15 protein-coding genes are annotated in these 13,468 nt (G+C 42.9%); 10 read left to right on the top strand and 5 right to left on the bottom strand.

The window, feature by feature from the left end; translation table 11 throughout:
- Both ACYVTD_RS06040 and ACYVTD_RS06035 read left to right on the top strand, forming a co-directional pair.
- The coding region (locus ACYVTD_RS06040) for a site-specific DNA-methyltransferase (RefSeq protein ID WP_461246887.1) at window positions 1–1,358 on the top strand (1,358 nt) is incomplete at its 5' end.
- Window position 1,359: 1 nt separating this feature from the next.
- A complete protein-coding gene (locus ACYVTD_RS06035) occupies window positions 1,360–3,954 on the top strand; it encodes a DEAD/DEAH box helicase (RefSeq protein ID WP_461246886.1) in 2,595 nt (864 codons plus the stop codon).
- 11 nt (window positions 3,955–3,965) lie between these two features.
- Here ACYVTD_RS06035 and ACYVTD_RS06030 read toward each other — a convergent pair whose 3' ends face one another.
- Window positions 3,966–4,382 (bottom strand): hypothetical protein, encoded by a 417-nt coding sequence (locus ACYVTD_RS06030; protein WP_461246885.1) that lies wholly within the window; start codon window positions 4,380–4,382, stop codon window positions 3,966–3,968.
- Between the two features lie 90 nt (window positions 4,383–4,472).
- On the opposite strand from ACYVTD_RS06030, the gene ACYVTD_RS06025 reads away from it, so the two are divergent.
- Together ACYVTD_RS06025 and ACYVTD_RS06020 are read left to right on the top strand one after the other, a co-directional pair.
- On the top strand, window positions 4,473–5,594 hold the full coding sequence (locus tag ACYVTD_RS06025) for an ATP-binding protein (RefSeq protein WP_461246884.1): 1,122 nt from the start codon (window positions 4,473–4,475) through the stop codon (window positions 5,592–5,594).
- 209 nt (window positions 5,595–5,803) lie between these two features.
- Window positions 5,804–7,174, top strand: coding sequence for a glycine--tRNA ligase (locus ACYVTD_RS06020; protein ID WP_461246883.1), 1,371 nt, complete (start codon window positions 5,804–5,806; stop codon window positions 7,172–7,174).
- 21 nt (window positions 7,175–7,195) lie between these two features.
- Here ACYVTD_RS06020 and ACYVTD_RS06015 read toward each other — a convergent pair whose 3' ends face one another.
- The 3 genes from ACYVTD_RS06015 to ACYVTD_RS06005 form a co-directional block, all read right to left on the bottom strand.
- The gene (locus ACYVTD_RS06015; RefSeq protein ID WP_461246882.1) at window positions 7,196–7,384 is read right to left on the bottom strand and encodes a hypothetical protein; all 189 of its coding nucleotides are present in this window, start codon (window positions 7,382–7,384) and stop codon (window positions 7,196–7,198) included.
- 1 nt (window position 7,385) lies between these two features.
- Window positions 7,386–7,760: a type II toxin-antitoxin system RelE/ParE family toxin gene (locus tag ACYVTD_RS06010; RefSeq protein ID WP_461246881.1), complete on the bottom strand. Its 375-nt coding sequence runs from the start codon at window positions 7,758–7,760 to the stop codon at window positions 7,386–7,388.
- 110 nt (window positions 7,761–7,870) lie between these two features.
- On the bottom strand, window positions 7,871–8,221 hold the full coding sequence (locus ACYVTD_RS06005) for a helix-turn-helix domain-containing protein (protein ID WP_461246880.1): 351 nt from the start codon (window positions 8,219–8,221) through the stop codon (window positions 7,871–7,873).
- A 163-nt stretch (window positions 8,222–8,384) separates the two neighbouring features.
- Between ACYVTD_RS06005 and ACYVTD_RS06000 the strand changes: the two genes are divergently transcribed.
- The 6 genes from ACYVTD_RS06000 (at window position 8,385) to proB (ending at window position 13,081) form a co-directional block, all read left to right on the top strand.
- Window positions 8,385–9,320 carry a formylglycine-generating enzyme family protein gene (locus ACYVTD_RS06000; protein WP_461246879.1) on the top strand — a complete coding sequence of 312 codons (936 nt, stop codon included), beginning with the start codon at window positions 8,385–8,387 and terminating at the stop codon, window positions 9,318–9,320.
- A gap of 218 nt (window positions 9,321–9,538) precedes the next feature.
- Window positions 9,539–10,396, top strand: coding sequence for a 1-phosphofructokinase family hexose kinase (locus ACYVTD_RS05995; RefSeq protein ID WP_461246878.1), 858 nt, complete (start codon window positions 9,539–9,541; stop codon window positions 10,394–10,396).
- 106 nt (window positions 10,397–10,502) lie between these two features.
- A complete protein-coding gene (locus tag ACYVTD_RS05990) occupies window positions 10,503–10,763 on the top strand; it encodes a hypothetical protein (protein WP_461246877.1) in 261 nt (86 codons plus the stop codon).
- Window positions 10,764–10,771: 8 nt separating this feature from the next.
- The gene (locus ACYVTD_RS05985; RefSeq protein ID WP_461246876.1) at window positions 10,772–11,002 is read left to right on the top strand and encodes a hypothetical protein; all 231 of its coding nucleotides are present in this window, start codon (window positions 10,772–10,774) and stop codon (window positions 11,000–11,002) included.
- 20 nt (window positions 11,003–11,022) lie between these two features.
- Complete coding sequence (locus ACYVTD_RS05980; protein WP_461246875.1) at window positions 11,023–12,288, top strand: glutamate-5-semialdehyde dehydrogenase; 1,266 nt, start codon at window positions 11,023–11,025, stop codon at window positions 12,286–12,288.
- A gap of 1 nt (window position 12,289) precedes the next feature.
- Window positions 12,290–13,081: a glutamate 5-kinase gene (proB, locus tag ACYVTD_RS05975; protein WP_461246874.1), complete on the top strand. Its 792-nt coding sequence runs from the start codon at window positions 12,290–12,292 to the stop codon at window positions 13,079–13,081.
- A 58-nt stretch (window positions 13,082–13,139) separates the two neighbouring features.
- Here the strand turns inward: proB and ACYVTD_RS05970 are convergent, their stop codons facing one another.
- Complete coding sequence (locus tag ACYVTD_RS05970) at window positions 13,140–13,367, bottom strand: hypothetical protein (protein ID WP_461246873.1); 228 nt, start codon at window positions 13,365–13,367, stop codon at window positions 13,140–13,142.
- Window positions 13,368–13,468 lie beyond the last annotated feature (101 nt).

Raw genomic sequence — 13,468 nt, 5'->3', positions numbered from 1 at the left:
ATATTGACCCTCCTTACAATACTGGTTCTGCTTTTGAACATTATGATGATAATTTGGAACATACGATCTGGCTTTCTATGATGTACCCTCGGCTGGAACTTTTGCGGGATTTTCTCTCCAAAGAAGGAGTTATTTTCGTACAAATAGATGATACAGAATATGCTTATTTAAAAGTATTAATAGATGAAATTTTTGGAAGAGGAAAAACAGACTGTTTGATATGGAGAAAAAGTGGTGCTGGTCGAGATGGAAAAATGAAAAACACAACTACATTTAGAAAAGACCATGAATATATCATCGTCGCATTCAAAGGAGAAAGAAAATTAAATAAATCTTTTGAGAAACCAGTATGGGAGAATTCATATCCCAATCCTGATAATGATCCACGTGGAAACTATAAAGCCGGAAGTATATCAAGACATGAGGATGCATCTAATCCTAGCCACAAAAATTTTTACACTGTAATTTCGCCCAGCGGTAAAGAATTTACTCGTCAATTTGATGTTCCAAGAGAAGAATTTGAAAAACTTGACACTGACAATAGAATATATTGGGGGAAAAATCTAGACGCAGTTCCTGCTGTTAAAATTTTTGAGAACGAAGAAAGAGAAACTAATACGTCTTCATTAATTCTAACTAATGGTACATCCACAGAAGGGAAAAAGGAGATTGAAGAGCTTTTTGGAGATATCCAAGCATTTGCAACTCCAAAACCTGAAAACTTGATAATGAAGATTATACAAATTTCAACACAACCCGGCGATCTCGTCCTCGACAGCTTTCTCGGTTCCGGCACGACTGCCGCAGTTGCGCATAAAATGGGGAGACGCTACATTGGCATTGAAATGGGGGAACAGGCAAGAACTCATTGTGTTGTTCGCTTAAAAAAAGTTATTGACGGCGAACAGGGAGGCATATCAAAAGCACTTAATTGGAAAGGCGGCGGCGGTTTTCGTTTCTTCAAATTAGGCGATACCGTGTTTGACAAAGACAGACAAATAAAAGAAGACATATCTTTTGAAAATCTCGCCGCTCATATTTATTTTACCGAAACCAAAAAGCCAATGACTAAACGTAAAAAGAATTCCGCGTTTTTAGGAATCCATGAAGGTACGGCGTATGCCTTATTGTATAACGGTATTTTAGGAGATAAAAGCGTTAACGGCGGCAATGTCCTGACTCATAAAACATTAAATCACATAATGAACGACATAGACGCCGCAGCTAAAAAGAACAAGGCCGAATTGGAATATAACCAACTTGTAATATACGGCGAGGCAACACGTCTTACCTATGTGAGCCTCAATTCTAACAATATCATATTCAAACAAACTCCCTATGATATTAAGGTGTGGTAAAATGAAACTCAAAAACTATCAGCTAAATTCATTAGATGTTCTTAAAAAATATTTTGAGAGTTGCCGTATTATCGGTCATGAAGAAGCCTTTAAGCATATCACTTCCGACAGCGAAATTGCGGTTCGTCTTGTCAATCTAAAAAACACCTATACCGCGTGGAAAGCGATACCCAATACTCCGCGAGTATGTATAAAAGTTCCCACGGGTGGAGGAAAAACAATCATAGCCGCCAATGCTATAAAAATTGTTGCCCAAACATGGTGCGACAAAGAATATCCGCTTGCCCTCTGGTTTGTTCCTTCTGATACAATCCGTAGGCAAACAGCGGAAGCCTTGAAAAATCCGCGCCATCCGTACAGGGAAGCACTTAACGAACAATTTGAGGGGAAAGTACGGATTTTTGACCTTGACGAAAAATTTAATATCCGCCCCGCCGATATTGCGGATAACGCCTGTATCATCGTTTCTACCATACAATCTTTTATTAAAGAAGACACCAGCAAATACAATGTTTACAAAGATAACGAAAATTTCGAAAATCATTTTGTCAAAATGCCGTCGGTAAAATATATGGGAATGGAAATTAAGGATGATGGCGGTCGTCCCAAATATTCTTTTTCCAATCTGTTGTATTATCACAGACCAATAATGATAGTCGATGAAGCCCATAAAGTTGTTACGGAATTGTCGCAGGAAACATGGAAAAGAATAAACCCTTCCGCCATTATTGAATTCACCGCCACGCCCCAGACCGACAACAACACGCTCTACAATGTCCGAGCTTCTGAATTGAAAGAAGAAGAGATGATAAAACTGCCGATTGTCCTTGTGGAACATTCACGTTGGGAACAAGCGGTAGATGAAGCGATAGCCAGACGTGCCGTCCTTCAAAAAGACGCTGAAAACGAAAAAGATTATATCCGCCCTATACTGTTGTTTCAGGCACAGAGCAAAGATAAAGAAGTAACGGTAGAAGTTTTAAAAAATTATCTTATTGAAAATGCCAAAATAAGCGAAACAGAAATAAAAATAGCCACGGGCGAACAAAAAGAACTTGACGATGTAAACCTTTTTAACACCGATGAACCAACAAGGTATATTATCACCGTTGAAGCCCTAAAAGAAGGCTGGGATTGCAGTTTCGCGTATGTCCTCTGTTCATTGGCAAATATTAAAAGTGATACATCGGTAGAACAATTATTGGGACGCGTTATGCGTATGCCTTATGCAAAGACCCGTAAAATGCCTTCGCTTAATAAGGCTTATGCTTATGTTGTATCACACCATTTTGGTGAAGCCGCAAGCGCTTTGACAGAAAAGTTAATAAACAAAGGTTTTGATAGTGATGAAGCGAGATCAACAATACAACAAGAAGCTCCGGCAAACCCGGACTTAGACCCAAACTGGAATACGCCTTATAACGCATTTATTCTTAACACAAAAATTGATAAAAACGACTTGCCTGCGTCTGTAGAATTGGACAGTAACAATACCCTGTTCTTTACTCCCACAACAACCGAAGCCGACATAAAAGCCGTTTGCGATAAAATTCAACCTACCGAAGCCGTTTCTTTACAATGGAAGTATAACAATTTCAAAAAAACAGAAACAGAAAATTCCCCCGCTAATAACGGTGAGACTTTCAAAGTTCCACGTCTTATGGTTGAGTTAGACGGACAATTTTTATTTGCCGATCCTAACCTCATATTTGAACATTTTGATTGGGACATAGGAAAATACGCTTCTGCAAAACTTGAAAAGGCTGATTTCAACATTGAGGAAAAACCAGGAGAAGGTTTCCAAATAGACATAAATGGCAACCGATTAACATACAGTCATGTTGGCAAAGATCAGTTGTTGCCTTATATGGCTGATATTGATGTTTGGCAGCCGGTAAATTTAATATATTGGCTTGACCGAAACCTGAAACAGGACGATATTCCTCAATCTCAAATGGTCACATGGCTTGGCAAAGTGATAGAGTACCTGACAGAAACCCGCAAGATAGCCTTGCCAAATTTAGTGATTGCAAAATTCGCCCTGTTGAATAAACTCCTTGCTATAATAATTCAAGCAAGAGCAAAAGCCCGTACAACATCATTTGAACTTTTTCAAAGAGAATATCGTAAAGTTCTTGATTTTGATACAGGCTTTGAATTCAAAAAAGGTATGTACGATATATCGATCCCATATCAAGGATCATACAAATTCACCAAAAATTTTTTGGGCAATAGCAATATCTCTTCGATAGACGGCGGTGAAAAAGGAGAGGAATTTCAATGCGCAAAAATGATAGATGCGGAACCTAAGGTAAAGTATTGGGTTCGTAACATTGCCCGCCAGTCCGCCTCATTCAAACTGCCCACGCCTATTGATTATTTTTATCCCGACTTTATCGCCAAGCTACAAGACGACCGCATTTTGGTAATTGAATACAAGGGCGCATATATAGCCGATAATCAAGACACAAAAGAAAAAGCTCTCATCGGTGAAATATGGGAGAAACAATCTGATAAAAAAGGTTTGTTCCTTCTTGCCGTTAAAAATAAAGATGGAAAAACTGTAGACAAACAAATCAAAGAAAAGATAGGTTAAATTCTGCCCCTTCACGCAATCTTCCTAAACCTAAAAACATTCTCCCGCTCTTCCGGCTCTTCAACTCGTTCCCCGTCAAAGTCTGGCGCTTCATCAAAAATCAACGTAAAATAGCCTTCCTGTAAATCAAAATCCAAACAACATTCAAGCTCGTAGTCTTCCGTTACAAAGAGGTTTAACCCGTTGTACGGCTTGTTGCTTGTTTCTATGGTTTCAATATTCCCGTCTGCGCCATCGGTAACAATCCTGTTCGGGTGCATTTGCGCGTACAGATCAATTTTACGGTAGGTGGAATCAGAAGCGAGTAAAATATTAGGATATACATTATATTGGCTGTGAAACTTTACAGCGGTCAAGTGAATGGTATCGTCCCATTTTGAAAAATCGGTAATAACTCCGGTCAGCTTTAATATGCCGCTATCTTCCATATAACAGAGTGTAACACAAAACGCAAGTTTAGATGTTTCCTTAGTACGCCATTAGACACAAGCGGCTATTTGTTGTTATTATATTACATTATGAAAGTTTTTAACATTAATTTAGACAGCGAAACTTTATCCATTAAAAATTTAATTCAATTTGCGGAAACCGAATCTGTTACAGATGATATTTTTAAGGAATACTTGGCGGTATCCCTTTTGGAAGATGACAATATTTTATCTAAAGTATGCGAAGAAACCGATAACATTGGAAACTGTTTGAAATCCGCCGCATTGGAAGATTTGAGCGTTTTATGGGATACATTATCGAATAACACGCTTGGAAATTACACTCCTTCAATAAAGCATAAAATATTTTTTGAAGAATACCAGAACTCACTTAAAAAAGTCGTGTCGTCAGGCAGTCCTGCGGAAATGCTGGAAAATTTAATCGCCCACTATTCCGCATTTGGTTCGGGGAAAAACGCAAAATATATCGCATTCAGATGGCAAGGTGAAATGACGGGCATCAAGCGACCTGACGAGATTACATTAGAACGTCTTTTTTGTTTGGACTCCCAAAAAGAAACGCTCATCGAAAACACGGCTTTGTTTTTGCGTGGGTTGCCTGCCAATAACGCCCTGTTATACGGCTCAAGCGGCAGCGGTAAATCCGCCATGATTAAAGCACTTCTGAATAAATTTTATAATCAAGGGTTGCGTTTGGTGGAAATACCAAAGGATAAATTAGATGAATTGCCCCAACTTGTAAATTGCATAAAAAACAAACGCCTTAAATATATAATTTTTATGGATGATTTGTCGTTTGAAACAGGCGACACCGGTTATAAAAATTTAAAGGTCATCTTAGACGGAAGAATCGAGCCACAGCCTGAAAACATTTTATTTTATGCGACTTCAAACAGGTTTCACCTCATCAATGAAACTTGGAAAGACCGTGAGGGCGATGAAATTCATTTTAGGGACACCATGAGCGAAAAGCTGTCATTGTCCGAGCGGTTTGGAATTCGCATAAACTTTGTTACGGCAAATACAAGTGATGATTATTATAAAATAATCGAAGGGATTTTATCGCTCGAAAACATTCAATTTACTGAAGAAATAAAAAACGAAGCGTCACGTTGGGAAGCTTTATATAACGGACGTTCAGGCAGAACCGCCGCACAGTTTGCGAAAACTGTAAATGCTTCAAAAAAATAAATGAATATTTTTTAATCATTTTTTCGCTATTTTTGCCTCGATATAAATAATATCAAGTATATGATTATAGGAATTTTCTACACAATTTATCGCATCGTCCCCCTTTTCCCTCTTCTTTGTGTCCTTCTCCCCCTTTGTGTCTTTTGTGTGAAGTCTTCTTACATAAATCCCTTATTCCCTAATTTTTATTTTTCATGTAAAATACCCGTATGGCAGAATTAAAGGAATACCAAGGAAAAGCGACTATGGAGAAAATCACGTCGCTGGCGAAGCGGCGGGGGTTTGTTTATCAGTCGTCGGAAATTTACGGTGGGCAGAACGGGGCGTGGGATTACGGTCCGCTCGGCATTGAACTGAAGAACCGCATTGCGGGGGCGTGGTGGAAGGAAATGACCCGTCTCCACGACAATATCGTGGGGCTGGACGCGGCTATCCTGATGCACCCCCGAACATGGGAAGCGTCGGGGCACGTTGAAAATTTTACCGACCCGCTGGTCGATTGCAAAAAGTGCAAATCGCGTTTTCGGGCGGATCAAATCCCGCAGGAAAATCTTGCGGCGAAAAAATGCCCCGACTGCGGCGGCGAACTGACCGACACCCGCAAGTTCAACCTGATGTTCAAAACCCACATCGGTCCCGCCGAGGACACGGCTAGCATCATTTACCTTCGTCCCGAAACCGCCCAGGGCATTTATGTCAATTATAAAAACATAATTCAGTCCAGCAGAATGAAAATCCCGTTTGGCATCGCGCAAATCGGCAAGGCGTTCCGCAACGAAATAGTAACCAAGAACTTTATTTTCCGCACCTGCGAATTCGAGCAGATGGAGATGCAGTATTTTGTAAAACCCGGCACGGACGAAGAATGGTTTTCCGAATGGCGCAAACAGCGTTGGGCATATTACGAAAAACTCGGCGTCAAGATGGATCATCTGCGCTGGCATCAGCACGGACCGGACGAGCTTGCGCACTACGCGAAGGACGCTTACGACATCGAGTACCTGTTTCCGATGGGCTGGCGTGAGCTTGAGGGCGTACACAACAGAACCGATTACGATCTGAAACGGCATACCGAATTCTCAGGCAAAGATATGCAGTACATCGATCAGGACAACAACAACGAGCGTTACATTCCCTACATCATCGAAACTTCCGCCGGTCTTACCCGCAATCTGCTGATGATTCTCTGCGACGCATACGACGAGGAACAAGTCGCCGAAAAAGGCAACGATGACGACTGGCGAACGGTCCTGCGCTTCCACCCCGATCTTGCGCCGGTTACTGTCGCCATTCTCCCATTGATGAAAAAAGACGGTCTTGCGGAACTAGCGCAGGACATTCGCGCGGAACTGAAAGAAGACTACGCCACCGACTACGATCAGGCGGGAGCGATTGGCAGGCGTTACCGCAGGCAAGATGAGGCAGGCACTCCCTTCTGCGTTACCGTGGATTACCAATCCAAAGAAGACGGCACCGTCACCCTGCGCTTCCGTGATTCCATGGAGCAGGTTCGTGTCCCGAAGGCGGAACTTGCCGCAAGGCTGCGTCAGGAGATTAAGGCATATAAGAGGATAAAATAGGTCGAGAAGAGAGTTGGCTTGCTATGCAGTTGCAAGATCAGCGTGTTCTATGTTGACGGTTTCTTGTGTGGTATTTTTTTGTAAGGCTTCTGGGGTAAGGCACATTTTATCGTATTCACGCATTTTGGCTTCTGAAATTGCTCCTACTTCGTAATCGGCTGTAGCGTCCTGATGAATTGCTTCGTAAATCTCGCTTTTATATTTGCTCATTTTAACTCCCCTGAAAAATCTCAATTAATGTTCCATTCTTTATTCTGTTCTCTATCTGTTCATCTGTCAATGAAAAGACATCTTTCGCCCTTATCTTAAAAGCCCGTAATTCGCCTTGATCAACGTTACCCCTGTCGGATTTGGAAAAACCATACGCAAAAAGAGTGCGAAACTCGCTCTTGAAATATACTATAACACGATGTCCGCCCGATTTCCCTTCGCCTAGTCTGGCAACCCGTACTTTGTATACATCGCCACCCAGATTTGCATCCGCTTGCTTTGCTTCAAGTTTATCGACTATTTCTAGTAACTCGCTGTCTGTTATGCCTTCCTTGTTAGCAAAACGATGAAACCATGTGTTTTTGAAAACCCTCACTTTTAAATAATAACAATAAAATAGCCGTGTTTCAAGAATAATTTGGGGACTTGCGGCGTTCCTTTGGCACGATAGGCATATATTTTAAAATATTAAACAGGTTGCACTGTTTATATTTTCTTTTTCACTTCATCAGATAAAGTTTGCTTTATAGTTTTCACAACTTCGCCAATAATATCTTGCTTAAAATCTTGTTTTATATCTTGTCTAATGTCTTGTCTTATCTTTTCCAATTCGTCTTGTGGAGTTGGGGGTACTGTAAAAAGTTCATGGGGTTCAATATCTAATGATTTTGCAAAACGTTCCAACATTTCAGGTTTGGGAAATTTACTGCACATTTCAATCATAGCAATATATTGGGCAGTAACATCGGCTTTTTCCGCTAGTTTTACCTGTGAAAATCCCTGTTTTTGGCGGTATTTCCTCATATTGTCAGCTAAAATTTGTCTTATTTTTCCCATAAAACCATACCACTAACCATTAAAGCAATAATATACGCTTTCTAGGCATTGACAATAAACCAATTGTTTAGTATTATAAACTAAACGGCAAGTTTCATGCATTATCTTTCAATATTTTGAGGTAATTCAGGAAATTGCCAAAATCAGACTATAAGGAGTTTTTATGAAAAAGACAGTCAAACTGTTCGGCGTTGCCGTAATTATTGCGGTAATAGTATTTTTAGCCCTGCCTTTGACAGGATGCGAGGAGGATGACGACGACGATGGCGGCGGCGGTGGCGGCAGCAGCGGTTTAAATATAGAAATGGTCTCAATACCAGCCGGATCATTTACAATGGGCAGCCCTGGAAATGAACCTGGCAGAGGTTCCTTCGAAACGCAACACGAGGTAACGTTAAGCGCATTTAAAATGGCTAAGTATGAGGTAACGCAGGCGCTGTGGGTTGCGGTTATGGGCGCAGGCGAGGATCGAACCACTGCCACACCCGGGAAAGGGGATAATTTACCTGTTTACAATGTTGGCTTGTATGACGCTATTGTGTTCTGCAACAAATTGAGCATTATGGAAGGATTAAATCCCGTATACAGCATTGGCGATAGTACCAATCCCTCGGCTTGGGGAGACATTCCCACATATAGAACTGACGCGTGGGACACCGCGGTAATGGACAAAACCAAAAACGGGTACAGATTGCCGACCGAAGCGGAATGGGAATACGCCTGCCGTGCGGAGACAACGACGGCGTTTAACACTGGAGCTACGATTACCGATGATACAGGGTGGTATAGAGATAACAGCGAAAGTAAGGTTCATGAGGTGGGATTAAAGCCCGCAAACGCGTGGGGGCTGCATGACATGCACGGGAACGTGTGGGAAAGGTGCTGGGACTTTAATAAAAATGATTTAACAATCCCGGCTGGGCGTTATGACAATGATCCCTGCGTTGACGGACCTATTCTGGCTGACTATTCAAGGATAACTCGCGGCGGCTGTTGGGACAGCGCAACTAGCGCAGAGTTACGTTCAGCGCGTCGGAACAGCTATTTCCCGACTATCCGGAACACCACCATCGGCTTCAGGCTTGCACGTTCCAATTAATGAGTAGTGGATATTAGGTAGAGAAAGCTAAATACTATCCGCTATTATTCCCTAAAACAACTCGCCCTGTTTCAGGGCGGGTTGTTATAAAAGCTCTTTAGCAAATATATTGGCAAAAACGCAACTATCGCTTAACATACGGTATGTCCTTTCTAACCGTTTGTCTTAACCCCACCCTGCAAAAAACCCTTCGCTTTCCCTCAATATATCCCGGTACCGTGAACAGGACTGGAGTCCATCGCCTTGACGCAAGCGGCAAGGGGGTCAATGTTGCCCGTGTTTTAACCCAACTTGGAAAAAAAGCGGTACATTTTACTCAACTTGGCGGCGAATTGCGTCCGCTGTTTCTTTCGCTCTGCGAACAGGATGGGCTTTCCGTGCAGTGGGTCGAGAGCGAAAGTCAAATCCGTTTTTGTTACACTTTGCTCTCCGACGCGGACAATACTGTTACGGAGTTGATCGAAGAATCTGAACCGGTTAGCGCCGGAACTGAGGGGCGGCTGTTGGAAAAGTTTGAGCATATTCTTACTCACACCGCAGACTTGAGTTGGGTAATAATTTCCGGCACGAAAGCGGCGGGATTTTCCGACGCCGTGATTCCCGCCATGACGCAAAGGGCGAAAGAGAAGGGAGCAAAAGTTATCCTCGACGTAAAGGGAAAAGATTTAACGGGAAGTTTGAAATACCAGCCGGACATCGTGAAGCCGAATCTTTTTGAATTTGCCGCCGACTTTGCGCCTGAATTAATCAAGAACAACGAATTGATAACGATAGATGACGTGGCAAAGGAACGGATAAAATCTGCGGTATTGGGCATAGTGCAAAAACACAACTGCGGCATTATCCTTACCAATGGCAGCCGAAAGATTATTGCGGCAAGAGCGAATGAGTTTTTTGAAATTGAAGTCCAGCCCGTAAAAGCGGTAAATTCCACCGGCTGCGGAGACGCATTTACCGCCGGGCTTGCTGCCGCTTTTGAAGGAGGAGCGAGTTTTCGCGAAGCGATTAGCGAAGGATGCAGATGTGGGGCGTTGAATGCGGCGCTTGTAAGACCAGGGGTAATAAGATCAACTTAAAAATGGTAAATATATAGAGAAAAGAATGGCAACGTTGCAAAATCGAGGTTTAATTAAAAATTTATAGATAGTTGCAGAAAAACTCGCTAAAGACTATGCTTTATTAATGGATGCGGGTATTATCTATAATAAGTCAGCTTTTAAGCATGGACTTACAAAAGCCGACATTGAATGGGCTTTCTTGCACCCTATTCGTAATGGTCTTTTGGAAGACTATGAAAACAAATATTTGCTCATAGGCTTTAATACACAAGGTAACCCCATCGAAGTTATGTATAACCGCATTGATGAGGAACATGTAAATGTATTTCATGCGATGAAATGCCGAAAAGGATTTTTACCGCATGATATGCTTCACCTTTCATAGGAGGAAAAATGGCTTATATGACCGAAGAAGAAGCAGACGCACTTGACGAGGAATTAACCCGTACTACTCCAAGGGTCAATTTCAACAAACCTGATATTTTCATTCAACAACGTGAATTGCTCAATATACTCAAATCTACAGTGGCGGACTACATAATGACCCGTGCGTTGGCAACCCATCAAACCCCTGCCCAAATAATCGGCGAACTGGTAGAGGAAAAAATAGCCGCTACAGTATAATAAAAAAGGCGAATTAATCTATGGCAGACACATTAACTACCATTTTTACCTATCTCAAACAGGCGCAAACGAAGCTGGCGGAACAGAACCGCGCAAGCAAAGATAAGGCTCTTGCCGCCGCCGCCGTCGCTATCGACAGCGACAGGTCTGCCATTTTGCAAGCAAACTCGCGCGATGTGGAACAAGCTAGGAAAGGCGGCATGAAAGAGGCTCTTGTTGACCGCCTGCTTCTTAACGACAAGCGGATAGACGGCATTATCGAAGGGATCGAAATCGTCATAAGACAAGAAGACCCGATTGGCAAAGTGCAGACGGGGTGGACTCTGCCTAACGGATTGAAGATTGATAAAGTTACTGTCCCCCTCGGCGTTGTCGCCATTATTTACGAATCGCGTCCCAATGTTACGGCGGATTGCGCCGCCCTTGCGTACAAAGCGGGCTGCTCAATACTTTTACGAGGCTCTTCTTCGGCGCTGGAATCCAACAGGGCAATAGTTAAGGCGATTAAAGCGGGGCTTAAAAGCGACGGCGGAATAGCGGACGCCGTTGCCCTTGCGGAATCCGGTAACAGGGACGAGATTGACGAGATACTGAAAGCACGTGGTTACATCGACGTGGTTCTTCCTCGCGGGGGGCATGAATTAATCCGCAGAGTTGTAGAAAACGCGCGTATCCCTGTCATTGAAACTGGAGAGGGCAACTGCCATATCTATGTTGAGCCGAGCGCGGACATGAACAATGCGGTAGAAATTATCGCCAACGCAAAACTGCAAAAACCCGGCGTGTGTAATGCCGTGGAAACGATACTTGTACACAAAGACGCTCTTACCGCCCTTATGCCGAAAATGGCGGCAGCGCTTGCGGGAAAATGCGAACTGCGCTGCGACAAAGAAGCAAAGTCCGCTATAGGCACTGTGCCTTCCACCCTTGTTCTTAAAGACGCCGTTGAAGAAGACTGGGCGACAGAGTTTCTTGATTACATTCTCGCCGTAAAGACGGTTTCCTCCCGTGATGAGGCAATTGCCCATATCAACAGGTATGGGACTAAACATTCGGACGCAATTCTCACCAACGATTTAAAGTCTGCGAATGAGTTCCGCTCAAGAGTGGACGCGGCTTGCGTATATGTCAACGCTTCAACACGTTTCACGGACGGCGGACAATTCGGCTTTGGGGCGGAACTTGGAATCAGCACGCAAAAATTTCACGTTAGGGGACCGATGGGGCTTGAAGCTCTTACGACGATAAAGTATCTTATCAACGGTAGCGGACAAATACGGAGTTAAAATGATTGAGAAACTTATCGCTGACGCGCGAAAAATAATTATCAAGATTGGCTCAAATACGCTTGCGGGCAGTAACGGCAAAATTAATTCACAGTTTCTCACCGAGTTTGCGGAGCAGACTGCGGATCTTATGAAAAAGGGTAAGCAGATTGTTATTGTTTCTTCCGGCGCGCAGGTAGCGGGACTTTCCACGATGGACAAGTGGGCGCGAAAAAAAGACATTCACTACAGGCAGGCGTTGTGCGCTGTAGGTCAGGTAGAGCTTATGGGAGAATGGAGACGCGCGTTTGAACAACACGGCTTGCATATCGCGCAGATACTTTTAACCCGCGAAGATTTTGACGATTCAATCAGAACACTGAATATGCGCAATACCATCTTTACTCTGGTAGACGAAGGCATCATTCCCATCATCAATGAAAACGATACCGTCTCGGTAGAAGAAATAAAAATCGGCGACAATGACACTCTTGCCGCAAGGTCTGCTATTTTGTGGAGCGCCGACCTTTTAATTCTTTTCAGCGATATTGACGGATTGTACAACAAAAACCCAAAAGAACATAACGACGCCGTACTTGTAGAAGAAGTGCGGAACTTTGAGATAGTACAGAAAGACATCAGTATCGGAGCAACAAATGATTTTGGAACAGGCGGCATTGCCACCAAATTTGAAGCCGCAAGACTGGCTTTAAGTTATGGTATCCACACAATTTTAGCAAATGGGAGCAAACCACGCAGCCTTGAAACACTTGCGGCTGGTGGACTGAAAGGAACAGTATTTCTTAATTCTTAAACCTCAATCGAGCTTGAAAACTCAAAAACGGTCAGGCGAATTTTCCCCTCTTAATCCGCTACTTGTTTTCGGCTTCTTCTTTTTTGGCTTCGGCGCGATCTTTAATGTCGGCAATGCCGATGAAAATAGCGATGATACCAATTAATATCGCCAAGACGGGAAGACCGCCTCGCAGGAAGGTCAGCACATCATTTCCCCAGTTAAGACCATAACCTAACACTGACGGCGGCAATACGGCAAAGACCGCTGCGGCAAGAAATACAAGTCCAAAAATAACAGCTTTCATTTTTACTCTCCAAGTTCAATCGGCTAATTACGCCGAGATTGTTTATAAACCATTATTGCAAAGGCAATAATGAAAAAAATCATTCGCACGGAAGGCAGTAT

The organism is Treponema sp. R6D11 (genome assembly GCF_054786075.1).
This window is presented reverse-complemented; position numbering and strand designations above follow the sequence as displayed.

Coding starts and splice junctions, on each gene's coding strand:
- ACYVTD_RS06035 (WP_461246886.1), top strand. CDS start 1,360: ATGAAACTCAAAAACTATCAGCTAAATTCATTAGATGTTCTTAAAAAA.
- ACYVTD_RS06030 (WP_461246885.1), bottom strand. CDS start 4,382: ATGGAAGATAGCGGCATATTAAAGCTGACCGGAGTTATTACCGATTTT.
- ACYVTD_RS06025 (WP_461246884.1), top strand. CDS start 4,473: ATGAAAGTTTTTAACATTAATTTAGACAGCGAAACTTTATCCATTAAA.
- ACYVTD_RS06020 (WP_461246883.1), top strand. CDS start 5,804: ATGGCAGAATTAAAGGAATACCAAGGAAAAGCGACTATGGAGAAAATC.
- ACYVTD_RS06015 (WP_461246882.1), bottom strand. CDS start 7,384: ATGAGCAAATATAAAAGCGAGATTTACGAAGCAATTCATCAGGACGCT.
- ACYVTD_RS06005 (WP_461246880.1), bottom strand. CDS start 8,221: ATGGGAAAAATAAGACAAATTTTAGCTGACAATATGAGGAAATACCGC.
- ACYVTD_RS06000 (WP_461246879.1), top strand. CDS start 8,385: ATGAAAAAGACAGTCAAACTGTTCGGCGTTGCCGTAATTATTGCGGTA.
- ACYVTD_RS05990 (WP_461246877.1), top strand. CDS start 10,503: ATGGATGCGGGTATTATCTATAATAAGTCAGCTTTTAAGCATGGACTT.
- ACYVTD_RS05985 (WP_461246876.1), top strand. CDS start 10,772: ATGGCTTATATGACCGAAGAAGAAGCAGACGCACTTGACGAGGAATTA.
- ACYVTD_RS05980 (WP_461246875.1), top strand. CDS start 11,023: ATGGCAGACACATTAACTACCATTTTTACCTATCTCAAACAGGCGCAA.
- proB (WP_461246874.1), top strand. CDS start 12,290: ATGATTGAGAAACTTATCGCTGACGCGCGAAAAATAATTATCAAGATT.
- ACYVTD_RS05970 (WP_461246873.1), bottom strand. CDS start 13,367: ATGAAAGCTGTTATTTTTGGACTTGTATTTCTTGCCGCAGCGGTCTTT.